Here is an 18155-nt window from a genome sequence, read left to right on the forward strand (position 1 = left end):
CGTCATGTCGGAATAAGACCGACGCGCCACAACGTCCTCGCTGTGTAATTGCCTGTCCGAAGACAGGTCTTTTTCAAAGGAACCTCATCCACCGGAGTGGACGGGGTATCAACTTCTGGCGTTGATTTTTGGCACGCTGTTGAGTTCTCAAGGAACGGACGCTTCCTTTGTACTCACCCTCGCGGGCTTTCCTCCGGGCTTTCGTTCTGTTCTTTCCTGCGTTTCCGACTCTATCAGACTCTTTCGTGTCCGATTTCCTCGGCGCTTTCGAGGTTCTGCGCTTTCGCGCTTTCCCTTTCCGGCGATCCAAACCCTACCAGTGGATTTCCGTCTCCCGGACCACTCTTCCTCGCATCCGAAAATGCGCACGAAGAGGCCAAGATCAAGATCTGCACTGTGAGGGAGGATTCCCGTCCATGGGATGTTCGTGAGAAGTTCACACGACTCGTCCTGGCGGGAGTCACGACAGTACAGGCCCTGTGGTGCTCAGGCAAATCGGATGAGGCGTATGGTCTAGTCCACCGGTCTAGTCCACTAGTCTCCGTGCCGAAGGGCCAGTCCGGATCGGGACCCACATCGGGCGAACCCGAACAACCCGTGACTTATCCTTCTGAAGAGTACGCCGTCCGCAACAGGCAGTGACGGCGACACGAAAAGCCCCACCCCCTGGGAGGCCCCCATGACCAGCGTGACGTCCCCTCTTGCCGGGCAGGCCATTGGGCTCGCGGCAGTGCCCGACCCGGTCTTCTCCGGCGCGATGGTGGGTCCGGGTACCGCCATCGACCCCGTGCGGGAGGCCTCGGAGGCGGTGTCCCCCGTCGACGGCGTGGTCGTCTCCCTGCACCCGCACGCGTACGTGGTAGTGGACGGTGAGGGTCACGGTGTGCTCACGCACCTCGGGATCGACACGGTCCAGCTCAACGGTGAAGGCTTCGAGCTGCTGGTGAACAAGGGCGACACCGTGACCCGCGGTCAGGCCGTCATCCGCTGGAACCCGGCCGCGGTCGAAGCCGCCGGCAAGTCCCCCATCTGCCCCGTCGTGGCGCTCGAAGCGACCCCCGACTCCCTCTCCGGCGTCGTCGAGTCCGGGGACCTGAAGGCCGGCGACGCGCTCTTCAGCTGGCAGTGACGCCTCCGCCCGCACGGGCGAGTCGGACATCCACCGCGGCGGAAGAGACCGCCGCCCAATCGGAGACGGGTGAAATGGAGACAACGCTGCGAGGCGTCGGCGTGAGCCACGGGGTGGCGATCGGCGAGGTTCGGCACATGGGCACGGCGGTCCTCGAACCGCCGGCGAAGCAGATCACCGCGGATGAGGCGGAGCGCGAGCAGGGGCGCGCCCGTCAGGCCGTGGAAGCCGTGTCGGCCGATCTGATCGCGCGCGGCCAGCTGGCCGGCGGCGAGGCCCAGCACGTGCTGGAGGCCCAGGCGATGATCGCCACGGACCCCGAGCTGATCGCGGACGTGGACCGGCGGATCGCCGTGGGCAGCACCGCCGAGCGGGGCGTGTACGACGCGTTCGCCTCCTACCGCGACCTGCTCGCGGGAGCCGGCGAGTACATGGCCGGGCGGGTCGCCGACCTGGACGACGTGCGCAACCGCATCGTGGCGCGGCTGCTGGGCGTGCCGATGCCGGGCGTGCCGGACAGCGACGAGCCGTACGTGCTGATCGCGCGGGACCTGGCTCCGGCCGACACGGCGCTGCTCGACCCGGCGCTGGTGCTCGGTTTCGTGACCGAGGAGGGCGGGCCGACCAGCCACAGCGCCATCCTGGCGCGGGCGCTGGGCGTACCGGCGATCGTGGCGCTGCCCGGTGCCGGTGAGATCGCCGAGGGCACGGTCATCGCGGTCGACGGCAGCACCGGCGACCTGTTCCTGGAGCCGAGCGCGGAGAAGCGGGCCGAGCTGGAGGCCGCCGCCGCCGAGCGGAAGGCGGCGCTGGCCGCCTCCTCCGGTCCGGGCGCGACCTCGGACGGTCACAAGGTGCCGCTGCTGGCGAACGTCGGCGGTCCGGCGGACGTGCCGGCGGCCGTGGAGGCGGGGGCCGAGGGTGTGGGTCTGTTCCGCACCGAGTTCCTGTTCCTGGACGACAGCAAGAAGGCGCCGTCCGAGGAGAAGCAGATCGAGTCCTACCGCAAGGTGCTCGAAGCCTTCCCCGAGGGCCGTGTGGTCGTACGTGTGCTGGACGCGGGCGCGGACAAGCCGCTGGACTTCCTGACGCCGGGCGACGAGCCGAACCCGGCGCTGGGCGTGCGGGGTCTGCGTACGCTGCTGGACCACCCGGAGGTGCTGCGTACGCAGCTGACGGCGCTGGCCAAGGCCGCCGAGGGGCTGCCGGTGTACCTGGAGGTCATGGCCCCGATGGTGGCCGACCGGGCGGACGCGAAGGCGTTCGCGGACGCCTGCCGCGAGGCGGGGCTGCGGGCGAAGTTCGGCGCGATGGTGGAGATTCCGTCCGCCGCGCTGCGGGCGCGCTCGATCCTGCAGGAGGTCGAGTTCCTGTCGCTGGGTACGAACGACCTCGCGCAGTACGCCTTCGCCGCCGACCGTCAGGTGGGTGCGGTGTCGCGGCTCCAGGACCCGTGGCAGCCGGCGCTGCTCGACCTGATCGCCATGTCGGCCGAGGCCGCCAAGGCGGAGGGCAAGAGCTGCGGTGTCTGTGGTGAGGCCGCTTCGGATCCGCTGCTGGCCTGTGTGCTGACGGGTCTGGGTGTCACCTCCCTGTCGATGGGTGCCGCTTCGATTCCGTACGTGCGGGCGACGCTCGCCAAGCACACGCTCGCGCAGTGCGAGCGCGCGGCCGCGGCGGCGCGCGCCGCGGACAGTGCGGAGGAGGCCCGGGTGGCCGCCCAGGCGGTGCTGTCCGGCGAGTAGCCGTACGGGGTGTGTGCGATCGAGGGGCCTTCGCCGGTGGCGGGGGCCCCTCGGCCGTGTCCGGAGGGGCTGGTGGCTGGGGGTTCTAGTGGTGGGGGTCCGGGAGGTCGACTTCGAAGCCGGGGCAGTATTCGACGCCCGGTTCGGGGGCGACGGGGTCGCCGGTGTCGGCGTCCGTGCAGTAGGCGTCGAAGACGGCCGCGGCGGTGAGGGGGACCAGGCGGCCGCGGTCGAGGCGCCAGCCGTGGACCCGGTCGCGGAAGCCCTCGGTGGTGCTGCGCAGGACCAGTCCCCCGGCTCCGCCGAGGGCGAGGCCGCCGGCGAGGACGGTCACGAACTCCAGGGCGTCGCGGCTCTCGGTCAGCAGTGGCCCGGCGGGTCCTTCGGGGCCGGTGAGATCGGCGGGGTCGGAGGGGACGGCGGGTCCTTCGGCGTGCAGCACGGCGAGGAGCTGTTCGTGCTCGGCCGGGACGCTGCAGACGAGGTGGTGGTGGCCCGGGCCGGCGCCCGCGACGAGGCGGCGCACGATGGCGACGGCCCGTTCGAAGGAGGCCCGGCCGATGTCGTCGCCGCAGTCGGCGCAGCTGCCGGCGCCGCCGAGGAGCGCGGTCGCGTACTCCCAGGTCGCCTGCCGGACGGAGGCGTCGACGAGGAGGGGTACGAGTTCCTCGATGGGCTGGCCGGTGTAGGGGAGGCGCCCGGCCCGGCCGGCGAGTTCGGCGGTGAAGCGGGTACGGGTGCGGGCGCTGTCCGGGTCGAGGCCGTGTTCGGTGCAGTAGTCGGCGTACTCCTCGGGGTCGAAGAGGGCGACGGTGGTGTGGATGTCCTGGGCCGCGAGGGAGCGCAGGAGGTCCTCGACGCGGTCGAGGTAGTCCTCGTACGCGTCCCGGTGGAGGGAGGCGAAGCTGCGGTAGCCGCGCATGGCCGCGAAGTCCCCGGGGTCGGCGAGGACGCCGACGGTGCTGGGGACCTCGCGGCGCAGTTCGCGGCGGCGGCGGGAGGCGGTGCGGCTGGAGCCGGTGGTGCCGGTGGTTCGGGTGGTGTGGTGCGGCGTGCCCTTCATGGTTCCCCCTGAGTGATGCGAAGCCTGCTCACTCAGCGTAGCCACGGGCACTGACAGTCACCTCCGGGTGCGGGCGAGCTCCTCGTAGAAGGCGAGGAGGCCCGGGTTGTCCACCGAGCCCGGGTTCACGGCCTTGGCCGGCGGGGTGCCCTGGAGGAGGCGCTTGACGGGGACCTCGATGCGCTTGCCGGTCAGGGTGTGCGGGACGGCCGGAACCTCGATCACCTCGTCGGGGACGTGGCGCGGCGAGAGCTGCTCGCGGATGGTGGCCGCGATCTTCTTGCGCAGGGCCTCGTCGAGGACGGCGCCGGGGGCGAGGTGGACGAAGAGCGGCATCCAGTAGCCGCCGTCCGGCTCCTCCAGGCCGATGACGAGGGACTCCTTGATCTCGGGGAGCCGTTCGACGGCCTCGTAGATGTCGGCGGAGCCCATCCGGACGCCCTGCCGGTTGAGGGTGGAGTCGGAACGGCCGTGGATGACGACCGAGCCGTGGTCGGTGATCGTGATCCAGTCCCCGTGGCGCCAGACGCCGGGGAACATCTCGAAGTAGCTGTCGCGGTAGCGGCTGCCGTCGGGGTCGTTCCAGAAGTGGATCGGCATGGAGGGCATCGGGTTGGTGACGACGAGCTCGCCGACCTCGCCGATGAGGGGCTTGCCCGCGGGGTCCCATGCCTGGAGGTCCGTACCGAGGGAGGCGGCCTGGAGTTCGCCGATGTGTACGGGGAGGGTGGGGACGGCACCGGCGAAGCAGCTGCAGACGTCGGTGCCGCCGCTGACGGAGGCGATCCAGAGGTCGTCGGCGACCTCGTCGTGCAGCCAGCGGAAGCCGTCGGGCGGGAGCGGCGAGCCGGTGGTGGCCACGCACTTCACGGCGGAGAGGTCGAAGTCGCGGGCGGGGTGGACCCCGGCCTTGCGGCAGGCCATGACGTAGGCGGCGGAGGTGCCGTAGAGGGTGGCGCGGGTGCGCTCGGCGATCCGCCACTGGGCGGCGGTGTCGGGGTGGCCGGGGCTGCCGTCGTAGAGGACGACGGTGGTGCCGGTGAGCAGGCCGGAGACGAGGAAGTTCCACATCATCCAGCCGGTGGAGGTGTACCAGAAGAACCGGTCGCCGGGGCCGAGGTCGCAGTGCAGGCCGAGCTGCTTGAGGTGTTCGAGGAGGATGCCGCCCTGGGACTGCACGATCGCCTTGGGGGCGCCGGTGGTGCCGGAGGAGTAGAGGATCCAGAGCGGGTGGTCGAAGGGGACCGGTTCGAAGACGGGCTCGGTGTCGGCGGCGGTCAGCTCCGCCCAGGCGAGGGTGCCCTCGGGGGCGGGGGTGCCGAGGAGCGGGATGTGGACGACGGCGCGCAGCGAGGGGAGGTCGGCGCGCAGCTCGGCGACGGTCTCGCGGCGGTCGTGTTCCTTGCCGCCGTAGCGATAGCCGTCGATGGTGAACAGGACGACGGGCTCGACCTGCTGGAAGCGGTCGAGAACGCTGCGGGCGCCGAAGTCGGGGGCGCAGGAGGTCCAGACGCCGCCGACGGCGGCGGTGGCGAGGAGCGCGACGACCGCTTCGGGGATGTTGGGGAGGTAGCCGCTGACGCGGTCGCCGGGGCGGACGCCGAGGGCGCGCAGTTCGGCGGCGAGGGAGCCGACCTGGCGGCGGAGGGTGGCCCAGGTGACGGGGGTGGGCTCGTGGGTCTCGTCGACGTGGAGCAGGGCGGGGTCGTCGGCGCGGGCCGGGTCCTCGGAGGCGCGCAGGGCGTGCTCGGCGTAGTTCAGGGTGGATCCGGTGAACCAGCGGGCGCCGGGCATCGAGCGGTCGGCGAGGACCGTCTCGTAGGGGGTGGTGAAGCGTACGTCGAACCACTCGGCGACGGCCTGCCAGAAGGTGTCCAGCGCGTCGACGGACCAGCGGTGCAGGGCCGGGTAGCCGCCCTCGGCGGGGGCGCCGAAGCGCTGCGCGGCCCAGGCCTGGAAGGCGGTGACGCGGGCCGCCGCGATCCGGTCCGGGCTCGGGGACCAGAGGGGTTCCGGCGGGGTGGCTGAGGTCATGGGTCGGCTCCCGGTCAAGTCTGCGGCTCGCGCTTCGTGTGCGTACGGTGCCACCGGTGCGCGGGTGTGTGCGCGGCGGCTCACACGGACCATGCCATGTGATCGACATCCGCACCAGAGCTGTCCCGGGTGGTCGGGTGTGATCGTTTTCCGGGTGAACGGCAGTTGAACGCACCCCGCCGGCCGGCGGGCCGGTGGCAGGGTGAGCGGCATGGACGGTCGTGATCTGGTGCGTGCGGTGAAAGAGCTCGGTACGGCGCGGGGGCGGCGCGCGTGGCGCTCGGCCTGGCGCCACCGGCGGGCGGACGCGCGGGCGCTGCCGCGCCGGGGTGCGCAGCGGGCGCGGGTGCCGGGACTGCTGACGGGGACCGAGGCCCGGCCGGGCGGGGGCGTGCTGCGTTTCGCGCGCTCGGAGCTGCTGGTACGGGTGACCGTGGGCGGGGCGGTGTTCTGGGGCTGGGACGGGGCGGAGCCGACGCCCTCGTACGCGGTGGTGGGGAGCGGCCCGGAGCCGGACCCGAGGGCGGTGCTGGAGCCGGACACCGGCGGCGGCTGGCGGGTGGTGTCGGAGCGGGTCATGGTGGCGGTGTCCCGGCACGGGGCGGTGGAGGTGCGCACGCCGGGCGGCGCGGTGCTGCGGCGGGAGCTGCCGCCGCGGTGGTGGGATCCGGTGGCGGATGCCGGGGGCTCCGCAGGGGAAGGCGCCGCGCGGGAGTCCGGTGGCCCGGGGGGCGGGGCGCGGTGGTTGCAGCGGGCCGAAGTGGGGGCCGACGCGCGGTTCTTCGGGCTGGGCGGGCGGGCGCGGGGGCCGCGGCTGCGGGACGGGGAGTACCGGCTGTGGAACACCGACCCGAAGGGCGGGTTCGGGCCGGGGACCGATCCGCTGTACATCACGATGCCGGTGCAGCTGGTGGTCGCGGACGCCGGGACCCACCTGGCGTTCTACGACAACCCCTGGGACGGCCGGGTGGTGCTGCGCGGTGGCGAGGAGGGCGCCGGTTCGGGGGCGGACCGGCCGGGGTCGAGCGAGCTGCGCATGGAGGGCGGTCCGCCGCGGTGCTGGGTGCTGGTGGGGACGCCGGCGCGGGTGCTCCAGGGGTGGGCGGGGCTTACGGGGGCGGCCGCGGTGCCGCCGGAGTGGGCGCTGGGCTACCAGCACGCGCGCTGGGGGTTCGGGAGCGCGGCCGAGGTCCGGCGGGTGGTGGCCGGGTACGCGGAGCGGGGGATGGCGCTGGCCTCCGTACACCTGGACATCGACCACTACGACGCGCACCGGGTGTTCACGGTGGACCGGGAGGCGTTCCCGGACCTTCCGGGGCTGGCGGCGGAGCTGGCGGCGGGCGGGGTGCGGCTGGTGTCGATCGTGGACCCGGCGGTGAAGGCGGGGGACGCGGTGCACGCCGCGGGGCTGGCGGTCGGGGAACGGGGGGCGTTCGTACGGGACGCGCGGGGGCGGGAGGTGCGGGGGGAGGTCTGGCCGGGTGAGTGCGCGTATCCGGACTTCACGGATCCGGCGGTGCGGGAGTGGTGGGGCGGGCTGTACGGGGAGCGGCTCGCGCAGGGCTTCGCCGGGTTCTGGCACGACATGAACGAGCCGGTGTCGCTCGCGCCGTGGGGGGATGCGACGCTGCCGAGGTCGGCGCGGCACGTGCTGGAGGGGGCGGGCGGGGACCACCGGGCCGCGCACAACGTGTACGCGCTCGCGATGGCGCGGGCCGGCTGGGAGGGGCTGACGCGGCTGCGGCCCGCCGAGCGGCCGTTCCTGTTCTCCCGGTCGGGGTGGGCGGGGATGCAGCGGTACGGGGGCACGTGGTCCGGGGACGTGGAGTCGGGGTGGGAGGGGCTGCGGGCGTCGCTGGCACTGGTGTTGGGGCTCGGGCTGTGCGGAGTGCCGTACTCCGGGCCGGACGTGGGGGGCTTCGGCGGGTCGCCGGCGCCGGAGCTGTACCTGCGGTGGCTGCAGCTGGGGGCGTACCTGCCGTTGTTCCGTACGCACTCGGCGCTGTGGGCCGGGCGGCGCGAGCCGTGGGAGTTCGGGCCGGAGGTGGAGGTGGCGGCGCGGGAGGTGCTGGCGGAGCGGGAGCGGCTGCGGCCGTACTTCGTGACGCTGGCCCACCTGGCGCGGCGGACGGGGGCGCCGTACGTGCGGCCGCTGTGGTGGGGGGCGCCGGAGGACCGGGTGCTGCGGGACTGCGAGGACGCGTTCCTGCTGGGGGACGCGCTGCTGGTGGCGCCGGTGCTGGAGTGCGGGGCGGACCGGCGGGCGGTGCGGTTGCCGCGGGGGCGGTGGTACGACACCGCGACGGGTGCGGCGCACGAGGGGCCCGGGCAGGTGCTGCTGGACGCCCCGCCGGGGCGGACGCCGGTGCTGGCGCGGGCCGGGGCGGTGCTGCCGGTGCGGCGGGGGGACGGGACGGTGGGCCTGGAGGCGTGGGCCCCGGCGCGGGGCCGCACCGGCGGCGGGGTGGTAATCCGGGACCCCGGGCCGGGGTTCGAGTCGGGCGAGGTCGAGCGGTACACCGTGCGGTGGGCCGGGGACGCGGTGGTGGTGGAGGACGAGGCGGGCGGGGTGGTGCGGGGGGTGGAGGTGCGGGGGGTGCGGGGGGTGTGAGGCGGCCGGGAGGGCCGTGGGCGCTGAGGGGGTCGGGGGGCTGAGGGGGCCGGGCTGAGGAGCCGGGCGGGCTGAGGGGGCCGTGGGATCGGGGGCATGCCTGAAGGGGCCGGGGGGGCTGAAGGGGCCGTGAGACCGGGAGGCATGGCTGAAGGGGCGTTATAGCGGCGCCATAGGTGGGGGCGGGAGCCTGCCGGGCGGCGGTGGGGTGCCGTCGAACTGATCTGACAGGGGGTCCGTGATGGTCTTGGCGAGCCCGGCGCGGCCGCACGCACCGTACCGACGCGTGCTCGGCGGAGTGCGCCGATGGGACCTGGCGCCGGGCGCGGAGGTCGTCGGGGCCTGGCAGCTGGTCACGGTGTGGGCGCTGTTCCTGGTGGCCGGGCGCGCTCCGGCCGGGTCGCCGGTGGAGTTCGGGCTGCTCGGAGTGGCCGCCGTCGGGGCCGGTTTCCTGCACGGGCTGCTGCTGGTCAAGCCGCTCGCGGTGCTGGGCCGCCTGACGGCCCGGCTGATCGCCTGGCCGGAGCCCGTGGCGCTCGCGGTACTGGTGGCTCCGCTGTCGGCGCCACCGGCGCTGCTCGTGCAGTGGTGGCTCGGGACCCGGTCGCAGATCCTGCCGGGCTTCGGGCCGGTCTGGGCGTGGACGGTGGCGTGCGCGGTGCTGCCGCTGCTGGCGGGCGCGCGGCTGCGGGCGCGGCCGGTGGCGGCGCGGGCGCTCTGGGCGCGGGGCGGAGTCGTCGCCGGGACGGTGATCGGCGTCGGGGCGCTGGCGGCGCTGCTGCCGGGCCTGCCGGGGTAGTCGGCACGGTCCGGACACGGGAACGCTGGCGTCCGGGTCGCGACCACGCGGTCCTGGGGCGCGATGGCCGACTGGTACGCGGGGCGTCCGCCGGGCCGGTCAGCGCCGGACGCGGTATACGTCCTGACGGCTCCGGTCCGGCACGGGTTCACCTTGAAAGCGGTCGCCGAGCCGGGTCCCGGCGAGCGGGTGGTCGCCTCGTGCCCCGGCAGGGGCGCGGGACTGTCGCCGTTCCCGGCCGCCGTCGCGGGCCACGCCGCCGTCGGCGCCGGGGCCGGCCGTCAGGTGTAGTGGCCCGCGAACCAGGTGGCGGCCGCCTGGGTGTGGAGGGGGAAGGCCAGTTCCGCCGGGGTGTGCAGGACGTGCCAGCCCGTCGTTTCCTCGGTCGGGGCCGGGGGCGGGAGGGTGGCCGCCGGGCGGGGCCGGAGGAGGCCGAAGACCAGCAGGTGGCCGCCCGGGGAGCTGAGAACGTCGGCCAGCGCCACCTCCTCGGCCGGGGCCTCGATGCCGGTCTCCTCGCGCAGTTCCCGGACCACGGCCTCCCGCCAGTCCTCCCCGAAGTCGATGAACCCCCCGGGCAGGGCGACGCCGCCGCGGGCGGGTTCGATGGTCCGGGTGATGACGGCCAGGCCGGTGCCGCAGGCGTCCTCGACGGGGAGCAGGGCCACCGCCACGGGGAGCGGGTTGCGGTAGGCGACGGCCCCGCAGCCGGCGCACGTACGGGGCCAGGAGGCGGTGTCGAACGGCGCTCCGCAGGTGGAGCAGTGCGAGTCCTTCAGCTGTGCCGGCATGCGGGGATGGTATGCCGGGGGGCATGCGGATGCTGGTGGTCGGGGCGTTGGTACTGGCCGGGCTGCTGCCGCCCCCGGCGGGCGCGCAGGGCCGTCCGGGAGGTGACGGGCGGCGGTTGCCGGGCTTCGCGGCGCTGCGGGACGTGGATCCGAGCGTGGGCGAGGACATGCGCTACGCCGGGACGCGGAACTTCACCCGGGCCGTGGTCGACGGGTACGCGGAGCCCGTGTGCCTGCTCACCCGGCCGGCGGCCGAGGCGCTGCGGCGGGCGCAGCGGGAGCTGCTGCGCGGCGGGTACGCGCTGAAGGTGTACGACTGCTACCGGCCGCGGCGGGCGGTGGACCGGTTCGTGCGGTGGGCCGGGGAGCCGGACGACCCGGTGGCGAAGGCGGAGCACTACCCGGAGGTGGACAAGTCCCGGCTGATCGCGGAGGGGTACATCGCCGCGAAGTCGGCGCACAGCCGGGGCAGTACGGTCGACGTGACGCTGGTGGCGCTGCCCGCCCGGCGGGAGCTGGACATGGGGACGGCGTTCGACTTCTTCGGCCCGGCCTCGCACACGGACGCCCCGGGTACCGCGGCGCCCGCGCGGGAGAACCGGCGGCGGTTGCTGGACGCGCTCGGAGCACAGGGGTTCGTCAACCTGCCCGAGGAGTGGTGGCACTTCACGCTGTGGCCGGAGCCCTTCCCCGACGCGGAGTTCGACGTTCCGGTGTCCGTCGCGGCCGGGCGGCCGTGAGGAGCGGGCCCGTATGACGTTCCTCGCACCGGATAGGCGGGACGCGGAGCCGGACCGGACCGCCGGAAGTGGCCCGGCGCGAACCGGTGACCCCCGGCGCCCGCCGTGGCAGACTTCTGACGCTTCGTCAGGTACCTGCTGCCCGACGTCGATTCACGCTGTCCGGGAGGGGTCTTGGAACGCACACGCACACCCGTGGTCCAGGGGTGGTTCACCGAGCCGGGCGCGGCGGGCGGCTTCCGCCTGCTCGGCACCCGGTGTTCCGCCTGTACGGCGGTGTTCTTCCCGCGCGAGGACGCGTACTGCCGCAATCCGCACTGCCCCGGCGGCGGTGAGCCGGCCGAGGTGCCGCTCTCCCCGCGCGGCCGGGTCTGGTCCTACACCGACGGCCGCTACCGGCCGCCCGCCCCGTACGTGTCGGATCCGGCCGTGCCCTGGGAGCCGTACACGCTCGTCGCGGTGGAGCTGGAGGCGGAGGGGATGGTCGTGCTCGGGCAGGCGGCGCCCGGGGTGACGGTGGCGGACCTGGCGGTCGGCATGGAGGTCGAGGCGGTCCCCGGGGTGTTGTACGAGGAGGCCGGCACCAGCTGGCTGACCTGGCATTTCCAGCCGGTGGGAGACGGGCGGTGAGCGCGCGCGACGCAGATGTCGCCGTGCTCGGGGCCGGCATGCACCCGTGGGGGAAGTGGGGGCGCGGCTTCGTCGAGTACGGGCGGGCCGCCGCCCGGGCGGCGCTGGCCGACGCCGGACTGGAGTGGACGGACGTCCAGTCGGTGGTCGGGGCGGACACCGTGCGCTCCGGTTATCCGGGTTACGTCGCCGGGGCCACCTTCGCGCGGGCGCTCGGCTGGCAGGGCGCGCGGGTGACCAGCGTGTACGCGGCCTGCGCGTCGGGGGCGCAGGCCATCGGGGCGGCCCGGGCCCAGATCCTGGCGGGGCTGGCGGACGTGGTGCTGGTGGTGGGGGCCGACGCCGCGCCGAAGGGGTTCTTCGCCCCGGCCGGGGGTGAGCGGCCCGACGATCCGGACTGGCTGCGCTTCCGGATCCTGGGCGCGACGAACCCGGCGTACTTCGCGCTGTACGCCCGCCGCCGGATGGCCCTGTACGGGGACACCGGTGAGGACTTCGCGCGGGTCAAGGTGAAGAACTCGGCGGCGGGGGCGCTCAACCCGAACGCCCGCTACCGCAAGGCGGTGACCGCCGGGGAGGTGGCGGCCTCGGCGGTGGTGGCCGATCCGCTGCGGCTGCTGGACATCTGCGCGACCTCCGACGGGGGCGCGGCGCTGGTGCTCGCCAGCATGGACTTCGCGCGGGCGCGCGGGGCGGCGGACCCGGTGCGGATCCGGGCGGTGTCGACGGTGACCCCCACGTATCCGCGTACCGTGCTGGACCTGCCGGACATCGCGACCGACTCGACGGCGGCGGTCGCCCCGGCGGCCGGGTCCTTCCGGGCCTCGATCGCACGGGCCGCGTACGAGGAGGCGGGGCTGGGGCCCGAGGACCTGTCGCTGGCGGAGGTGTACGACCTGTCGACCGCCCTGGAACTGGAGTGGTACGAGGACATCGGGCTGTGCGCCGAGGGCGAGGGGGCCGCACTCCTGCGGAAGGGGGCGACCGCGCTGGGCGGCCGGGTGCCGGTGAACCCGAGCGGCGGGCTGGCCTCCTTCGGGGAGGCGGTACCGGCGCAGGCGATCGCCCAGGTGTGCGAGCTGACGTGGCAGCTGCGGGGTACGGCCGGGGCGCGGCAGGTGGCGGGGGCCCGGGCCGGGATCACCGCGAACCAGGGGCTGTTCGGTCACGGCTCGGCCGTCGTGGCGGTGCGCTGAGGGCAGCCGCCGCTCCGGGGCGGCCGCCACGAGTCCGCCGGACACACCACCGGGCCCGACCGGGCGCAGGCCCGTGAACCGGCGCTGTTGCCGGGATGCTTGACGGCCCCGGGCGGCGGGTTCACACTCTCCCCACGGTCCCGCCCGCGACGGGACCCCGGATCCCCCCATGAGAGCTGCGGCCCGTACCCCAGTCGGCGGGGGTACGGGCCGCCTCCGTGCGGGGCGGTTCAGGCTCCGAGGCCGCTGCGGCGGGCGCGGGCCAGGGACATGGCGTGTTCCACCACCCCGACCAGCACGTCCTTGACGGATTCGCGGTCGCGGGCGTCGCAGAGCAGGACCGGCACCTCCGGGTCGAGGTCGAGCGCCTCGCGTACGGTGACCACCGGGTGGCGGTCGGCGCCGTCGAAGCAGTTGACCGCGACGACGAAGGGGATGCCGCGCCGCTCGAAGTAGTCGATGGCGGCGAAGCAGTCGGCGAGGCGGCGGGTGTCGGCCAGCACCACCGCGCCGAGGGAGCCCTGCGCCAGCTCGTCCCACAGGAACCAGAAGCGGTCCTGTCCGGGCGTGCCGAACAGGTAGAGCACCAGGTCCTCGCGCAGGGTGATGCGGCCGAAGTCCATGGCCACGGTGGTGGTGCGCTTGCCCTCCACTCCCCCGGTGTCGTCGACGGCGGCCCCCGGTTCGGAGAGCCGTTCCTCCGTCCGCAGCGGGCGGATCTCGCTCACCGCGCTGACCAGGGTGGTCTTGCCCACCCCGAAGCCGCCCGCGACCAGGATCTTCAGGGTCAGCGGCTCGACCGGCGACACGGCATGCATCGCGCCGGTGCGGCTAGAGCGCCCGAAGGCCATCGATCACCTCACGCAGAATGGATTCATCGGGCAGTTCGGCCGGGGGTACCGGCCGGGTCACGTGGACCAGTTCGTCGGCGACGAGGTCGCCGATCAGGACCCGGACGACGCCGATGGCGAGGTCCAGCTCCGCGGCGAGCTCCGCGACGGACTGGGGGCGTTCCCGGCACAGCCCGAGGATGTGGGCGTGCTCCGGGGACAGGGTCAGGTCCCAGACCGGATCGTCGGCCGCCGGTTCGGCGACGACGAGCGCGATCAGGTCGAGCCGGTGCTGGCCGGCGTGGCTGGTCCGGCCGCGGGTCATGGCGTACGGGCGTACGACGGGACCCGCCTCGTCGTCGAACCAGTGCGGGTGGCCGGCCTCGGGCAGGGCCCCCGGGGCTCCCGGGGTGCCCGGTACACCTGCGATGCGTGGGATACCTGGGGTGCCGGGGATGCCTGGGGTGTCGGCGGGGTGGTCCTGGCCTGGATCGCTCATGCCTTCCGTCTCACCCTCCGGCTGGCAGCCCGGTGCGTGGGGCGGTCGCCAGGTGGTCGCCGACGCGCTTGACCATCAGCGTCATCTCGTACGCGACCTGGCCGACGTCGGAGTCGGCGTCGGACAGAACGGCCAGGCAGCTGCCGTCGCCGGCGGCCATGACGAACAGGAACGCCTCGTCCAGCTCCACCACCGTCTGGCGGACCCGGCCCGACTCGAAGTGCCGGCCCACGCCCTTGGCCAGGCTGTGGAAGCCGGAGGCCACGGCCGCCAGGTGCTCGCTGTCCTCGCGGGTCAGGTCCTTGGAGCTGCCGGTGGGCAGGCCGTCGCCGGAGAGCACCACCGCCTTGCGGATGCTGGCCACCTTGTCGACGAGTTCGTCCAGGAGCCAGTTGAGCGGGCCGGAGCCGCGGCCCCGGGTGTCGTTTCCGGTCTGCGGTGCGGTCATCGACCGTCCCCTTCGTTCTCGTGCGCGGGACCGTCGGCGGCGGGGGTGCCGGCCTCGGCCTCGGACTGCTGCCGTGCGTGTGCGTCGCGGCCCGCCGTCCAGCCCCGCTGGAGCGCGGACATGCGGGTGCGCACGTCCTCCGCGTCGCGGTCGGTCAGCGGCCGGTCGGGGGTCTGCGCCTCGGCGGGGGCCGGGGCGTTCATCAGCTGGGGCGCCAGGTTGGCCTGCCGGACGCGCCGGGGCAGCCCGCCGGGTCCGGCCGTGGGCGCCGCGGGCGCGTTACGGGGCTCCGCGGCGTCCCCGGGGGCGGTACGGGGCTCACCGCCCGGCGCGGGCCGGGGGTCCACGCGGCGGCCGTGCTCCGCGACCAGGGTCGGGGTGGGGCGCCGGCGGGGCAGCGGGACGGTGCCCCCGGTGCGGGGGGCCTCCGCGCGGGCCGCCTCGGGGCGGGAGCGCTCGACGCGGACCGGGCCGGTGGGGGCCAGCGGCTCCCGGCCGCGCTCGCGCTCGCCCGCGCGGGTCCGCGTACGGCCGCCCTCGGCCTCGGCGGCGGCCTCGCGGCCCCGCTCCCAGTCGCGGTGGCGGTCCGCGCTGCGGTCGCCGATGCGGTCGCCCTTCCAGCCGCCCTGCTCGGGGTGCCGGTCGCCGTGCGGGCGGTCCGCTGCGCGCAGGCCCAGCAGGGCGTCGCGCGAGATGCCGCCGGGCGGGGTCTCGTCGTCCAGGGTGGCCATGGGCGGCCGGCCGCCGACGCCGGAGAGGCCGGGGATGCCGGTGGCGACCTCGTCGAGGCCGACGGGGTCGCCGAGGCCGGCCAGCCCGTCCAGGCCGGGCGCACCGGCCGGGACCTCCGGCTCCACCGGCCCGTTCAGCACGCCCATGGGCAGCGGGCGGGCGGCGGGCACCGAGCGCCCGGCGGGGCCGACGGCGGGGCCGACCTTGACGGCCTTGGCCCCCTGGGCGCCGACGAGCCCGGGTACGCCCTTGGCGGCCCGGACGCCCTTCGCGGCCTTGAGGCCGTCCAGCCGGATGCCGGTGCCGTTGGTGTCGGGGGCCTCGGTGAGGAGCTCGACGGGGAGGAAGACCACCGCGGTGGTGCCCCCGTACGGGCTGGGCTGGAGGACGACCTTGACGCCGTGGCGGCGCGCGAGGCGGCTGACCACGAACAGGCCGAGGCGGTCGGTGTCGGAGAGTTCGAACTCGGGGGTCTCCGCGAGCCGCAGGTTCGCGTCGAGGAGCGCCTCCGCGTTCATGCCGAGGCCCCGGTCGTGGATCTCCAGGGTGAAGCCGTTCGCGACGCGTTCGCCGTGGACCTGGACGGCGGTGTGCGGGGGCGAGAACACCGTGGCGTTCTCCAGCAGTTCGGCGATGAGGTGGGTGACGTCGGCGACGGCCGGTCCCTCGATGCCCAGCCGCGGCAGCCGGCGCACCTCGATGCGCTCGTAGTCCTCGACCTCGGCGACGGCGGCCCGTACGACGTCCATCAGCTGGACGGGCTTGCGCCACTGGCGGGAGGGCGCGGCGCCGGAGAGGATCACCAGGCCTTCGGCGTGGCGGCGCATGCGGGTGGTCATGTGGTCGAGGCGGAAGAGGTCGGCGAGTTCCTCGGTGTCCTCGGTGCGCCGCTCCATGGTGTCGAGGAGGGTCAGCTGGCGGTGCAGGAGCACCTGGTTGCGGCGGGCGAGGTTGACGAACACCTCGGAGACGCCGCGGCGCAGTTCGGCCTGTTTGACGGCGGCCTCGACGGCGGCGCGCTGGAGGCTGTTGAGGGCCAGGGCGACCTGGCCGACCTCGTCCTTCTCGAATTCGAGGCGGGGGGCCTCGGTCTCCACGTCGACGGTCTCGCCGGCGGCGAGGCGGCGCATCACGCCGGGCAGGCGGACGCCGGAGGCCTCGTGGGCGTCCTTGCGCAGGCGGGAGAGGTCGCGGATGAGGTCGCGGCCGATGCGGACGGACAGGACGAGGGAGACCGCGAGGGCGATGAAGCCGAGGACGCCGGCGACGGCGGCCTGGACGAGGACGCCCATCGCGACCGGCTTGACGCGCTTCTGGTAGCGGTCGCCGGCGGCGGTGCCCATGGCGGCGAGGTCGTCGAGGACCTTGCCGGCGGCCTCGTCCCACTGGGCGGCGGTGACGCCGCGCGGGTTCTTGCCCGGACCCGCGGCGATGAACCGTTCCTCCGCGTCGCGCAGCGCCTTGCTCTCCGGGCCCTGCCAGTACTGCTCGAAGAGCTCGCGGTCGTCGGCCGGGAGGATCGCGAGGTTGAACTCGTACAGCAGGACGCGGCCCGCGACGAGGTCGGAGACGTGCCGGACGTCCGGGGCGGCGATGTTGCGGGCGGCGAGGCCGGCGGCGATGACCGCGTCCTCGCGGGAGAGGGACTCGCGGGCGCGGGTGATGCCGACGAGGGCGCGGCCCTGCTTGTCCATCTCCACGTTCTCCAGGGCGTGGAGGTTCATCAGGAACTCGTAGCAGGGGTCCACGAGCCGGCTGTAGAGCTCCAGGGCCTGGCCCGGGTCGAGGGAGCCGCCGTCGACGGAGCGGCGCAGCGCCGTGATGCCGCGGAAGGCTTCGAGGATGGAGTTCAGCCGGCTCCGGGCCTGGGGGCTGAGCTCGTCGACGACCTCGGGGTCTACGGCGTTCGCGCTGATCTCGCGGACCACGGTGTCGGTGGCGGTGCGGCTCTTGGTGAGTTCGGCGGTCGCGGCGGCGGAGCGCGGGTCGCCGATGACGACCAGGGTCTGGCGGCGTTCCTTCTGGATGACGCGGACGACGTCCTCGATCGGGTAGCCGACCTTGTCGATGACGTACGCGACGTCGAGCAACTGGATCGCCTGCCGGCCGGTGATGACCGTGGAGAAGCCCCAGAGGGCGGTCAGGGAGACGAGCGGCACCAAGAGCAACGCCACGATCTTCCGGCGGATGGACTTCCCGCGAAAGCGCATGGCCTCCCCAGCCTCCCCCAGCTCAACCCCCTTGGCGGGGATCGGTGTTCCGTCATTTAAACGGCGTGAGCCTACTACTGCCGTGGAGCGGCTTCGAAGGCGTGTCCGGACGTTTTCGGCCGGACTCCCCGACGAAGATCACGAGTTGTCCGATAGTTCCGGTCACGTCCCGCCCGATACGCGGCAGATGGCACACGGTGAGGTATGCGTACCGGCATTTGAATGGATGGCTGGAATTCTTCGTTCCGCGATCTTCGCGGTGTCCGCGATGCGGGAATCTCCGAGGCCCCCCGCGCGTCTGACAGGACGAGGGCACGGGCGGGCATGGCGGGCCGCGCGGCGGGAAGTGAGCGGACCATGAGGATGTACGAAGAGGGCGGCGCGGCCGGACGGGGCCTGTGGGTGGAGGAGCCGGCCCGCCGGTACCGCATGCCGGACCCCGTACGGGCCTCGGCGGTGCGGGCGCTGCTGGTGGTGGCGGTGACCCTGACGGAGGCCACCGTCACCTTCTTCCTCGCGGTCACCGGCTCCTGGCTGGCCGTCCCGATGGTGTTCATCGGCATAGCCGGGACGGTGGTGGCCACCTGGGCGGTGCTGGACGTGTGGATCACCCGGCAGATGTGGAACCAGCGGTACGGGGTCCTGTCCGAACCCAGCAGCACGGCCGGCCCGGGGCGGCGGCCGTGGTGACGGCCGCC

The 18155-nt window shown here is 74.2% G+C and carries 15 protein-coding genes; 8 read left to right on the forward strand and 7 right to left on the reverse strand.

All coding sequences use genetic code 11. The annotated features are described in order from the left end of the window. Positions 1 to 679 precede the first annotated feature (679 nt). Entirely contained in the window at positions 680 to 1129 is a 450-nt protein-coding gene (locus ACZ6ZT_RS15320) for a PTS sugar transporter subunit IIA (RefSeq protein ID WP_469719650.1), read from the forward strand. Positions 1130 to 1203: 74 nt separating this feature from the next. Continuing rightward, on the forward strand, positions 1204 to 2874 hold the full coding sequence (gene ptsP / locus ACZ6ZT_RS15325) for a phosphoenolpyruvate--protein phosphotransferase (RefSeq protein ID WP_469719651.1): 1671 nt from the start codon (positions 1204 to 1206) through the stop codon (positions 2872 to 2874). An 85-nt stretch (positions 2875 to 2959) separates the two neighbouring features. On the opposite strand, the gene ACZ6ZT_RS15330 is transcribed toward ptsP, so the two are convergent. Beyond that, positions 2960 to 3937: a hypothetical protein gene (locus ACZ6ZT_RS15330; RefSeq protein ID WP_469719652.1), complete on the reverse strand. Its 978-nt coding sequence runs from the start codon at positions 3935 to 3937 to the stop codon at positions 2960 to 2962. A gap of 57 nt (positions 3938 to 3994) precedes the next feature. Next, entirely contained in the window at positions 3995 to 5971 is a 1977-nt protein-coding gene (locus ACZ6ZT_RS15335; protein WP_469719653.1) for an acetoacetate--CoA ligase, read from the reverse strand. A 211-nt stretch (positions 5972 to 6182) separates the two neighbouring features. On the opposite strand from ACZ6ZT_RS15335, the gene ACZ6ZT_RS15340 reads away from it, so the two are divergent. After that, entirely contained in the window at positions 6183 to 8582 is a 2400-nt protein-coding gene (locus ACZ6ZT_RS15340; RefSeq protein ID WP_469719654.1) for a glycoside hydrolase family 31 protein, read from the forward strand. 286 nt (positions 8583 to 8868) lie between these two features. Then, complete coding sequence (locus ACZ6ZT_RS15345) at positions 8869 to 9381, forward strand: hypothetical protein (RefSeq protein WP_469719655.1); 513 nt, start codon at positions 8869 to 8871, stop codon at positions 9379 to 9381. A gap of 281 nt (positions 9382 to 9662) precedes the next feature. On the opposite strand, the gene ACZ6ZT_RS15350 is transcribed toward ACZ6ZT_RS15345, so the two are convergent. Continuing rightward, the gene (locus tag ACZ6ZT_RS15350; protein WP_469719656.1) at positions 9663 to 10172 is read right to left on the reverse strand and encodes an NUDIX domain-containing protein; all 510 of its coding nucleotides are present in this window, start codon (positions 10170 to 10172) and stop codon (positions 9663 to 9665) included. A gap of 23 nt (positions 10173 to 10195) precedes the next feature. On the opposite strand from ACZ6ZT_RS15350, the gene ACZ6ZT_RS15355 reads away from it, so the two are divergent. The 3 genes from ACZ6ZT_RS15355 to ACZ6ZT_RS15365 all read left to right on the forward strand — a co-directional run bounded on the left by ACZ6ZT_RS15355 (position 10196) and on the right by ACZ6ZT_RS15365 (position 12738). Continuing rightward, positions 10196 to 10912 (forward strand): M15 family metallopeptidase, encoded by a 717-nt coding sequence (locus ACZ6ZT_RS15355; RefSeq protein WP_469719657.1) that lies wholly within the window; start codon positions 10196 to 10198, stop codon positions 10910 to 10912. Positions 10913 to 11107: 195 nt separating this feature from the next. Next, positions 11108 to 11542 carry a Zn-ribbon domain-containing OB-fold protein gene (locus ACZ6ZT_RS15360; protein ID WP_469719905.1) on the forward strand — a complete coding sequence of 145 codons (435 nt, stop codon included), beginning with the start codon at positions 11108 to 11110 and terminating at the stop codon, positions 11540 to 11542. After that, positions 11539 to 12738, forward strand: a complete 1200-nt coding sequence (locus ACZ6ZT_RS15365; RefSeq protein ID WP_469719658.1) for a lipid-transfer protein — start codon at positions 11539 to 11541, stop codon at positions 12736 to 12738. Before ACZ6ZT_RS15360 ends, ACZ6ZT_RS15365 begins: the two co-directional genes overlap by 4 nt. Positions 12739 to 12968: 230 nt before the next feature. Here ACZ6ZT_RS15365 and ACZ6ZT_RS15370 read toward each other — a convergent pair whose 3' ends face one another. The 4 genes from ACZ6ZT_RS15370 to ACZ6ZT_RS15385 are packed head-to-tail and all read right to left on the reverse strand — an operon-like array spanning position 12969 to position 17457. Then, on the reverse strand, positions 12969 to 13589 hold the full coding sequence (locus ACZ6ZT_RS15370; protein WP_469719659.1) for a GTP-binding protein: 621 nt from the start codon (positions 13587 to 13589) through the stop codon (positions 12969 to 12971). After that, complete coding sequence (locus ACZ6ZT_RS15375) at positions 13570 to 14067, reverse strand: DUF742 domain-containing protein (RefSeq protein WP_469719660.1); 498 nt, start codon at positions 14065 to 14067, stop codon at positions 13570 to 13572. Before ACZ6ZT_RS15375 ends, ACZ6ZT_RS15370 begins: the two co-directional genes overlap by 20 nt. 10 nt (positions 14068 to 14077) lie before the next feature. Continuing rightward, a complete protein-coding gene (locus ACZ6ZT_RS15380; protein ID WP_266789920.1) occupies positions 14078 to 14515 on the reverse strand; it encodes a roadblock/LC7 domain-containing protein in 438 nt (145 codons plus the stop codon). Next, positions 14512 to 17457: a sensor histidine kinase gene (locus ACZ6ZT_RS15385; RefSeq protein ID WP_469719661.1), complete on the reverse strand. Its 2946-nt coding sequence runs from the start codon at positions 17455 to 17457 to the stop codon at positions 14512 to 14514. Before ACZ6ZT_RS15385 ends, ACZ6ZT_RS15380 begins: the two co-directional genes overlap by 4 nt. 357 nt (positions 17458 to 17814) lie before the next feature. Between ACZ6ZT_RS15385 and ACZ6ZT_RS15390 the strand changes: the two genes are divergently transcribed. Then, on the forward strand, positions 17815 to 18147 hold the full coding sequence (locus ACZ6ZT_RS15390) for a hypothetical protein (protein ID WP_469719662.1): 333 nt from the start codon (positions 17815 to 17817) through the stop codon (positions 18145 to 18147). Positions 18148 to 18155: the final 8 nt, after the last annotated feature.

The sequence above is a fragment of the Streptomyces sp. NPDC102258 genome, from assembly GCF_055584685.1.

What these genes read in the sequence shown, in the direction of transcription:
- ACZ6ZT_RS15320 (WP_469719650.1), top strand. Translation starts at nt 680, where the DNA reads ATGACCAGCGTGACGTCCCCTCTTGCCGGGCAGGCCATTGGGCTCGCG.
- ptsP (WP_469719651.1), top strand. Translation starts at nt 1,204, where the DNA reads ATGGAGACAACGCTGCGAGGCGTCGGCGTGAGCCACGGGGTGGCGATC.
- ACZ6ZT_RS15330 (WP_469719652.1), bottom strand. Translation starts at nt 3,937, where the DNA reads ATGAAGGGCACGCCGCACCACACCACCCGAACCACCGGCACCACCGGC.
- ACZ6ZT_RS15335 (WP_469719653.1), bottom strand. Translation starts at nt 5,971, where the DNA reads ATGACCTCAGCCACCCCGCCGGAACCCCTCTGGTCCCCGAGCCCGGAC.
- ACZ6ZT_RS15340 (WP_469719654.1), top strand. Translation starts at nt 6,183, where the DNA reads ATGGACGGTCGTGATCTGGTGCGTGCGGTGAAAGAGCTCGGTACGGCG.
- ACZ6ZT_RS15350 (WP_469719656.1), bottom strand. Translation starts at nt 10,172, where the DNA reads ATGCCGGCACAGCTGAAGGACTCGCACTGCTCCACCTGCGGAGCGCCG.
- ACZ6ZT_RS15355 (WP_469719657.1), top strand. Translation starts at nt 10,196, where the DNA reads ATGCGGATGCTGGTGGTCGGGGCGTTGGTACTGGCCGGGCTGCTGCCG.
- ACZ6ZT_RS15370 (WP_469719659.1), bottom strand. Translation starts at nt 13,589, where the DNA reads ATGGCCTTCGGGCGCTCTAGCCGCACCGGCGCGATGCATGCCGTGTCG.
- ACZ6ZT_RS15375 (WP_469719660.1), bottom strand. Translation starts at nt 14,067, where the DNA reads ATGAGCGATCCAGGCCAGGACCACCCCGCCGACACCCCAGGCATCCCC.
- ACZ6ZT_RS15380 (WP_266789920.1), bottom strand. Translation starts at nt 14,515, where the DNA reads ATGACCGCACCGCAGACCGGAAACGACACCCGGGGCCGCGGCTCCGGC.
- ACZ6ZT_RS15385 (WP_469719661.1), bottom strand. Translation starts at nt 17,457, where the DNA reads ATGCGCTTTCGCGGGAAGTCCATCCGCCGGAAGATCGTGGCGTTGCTC.
- ACZ6ZT_RS15390 (WP_469719662.1), top strand. Translation starts at nt 17,815, where the DNA reads ATGAGGATGTACGAAGAGGGCGGCGCGGCCGGACGGGGCCTGTGGGTG.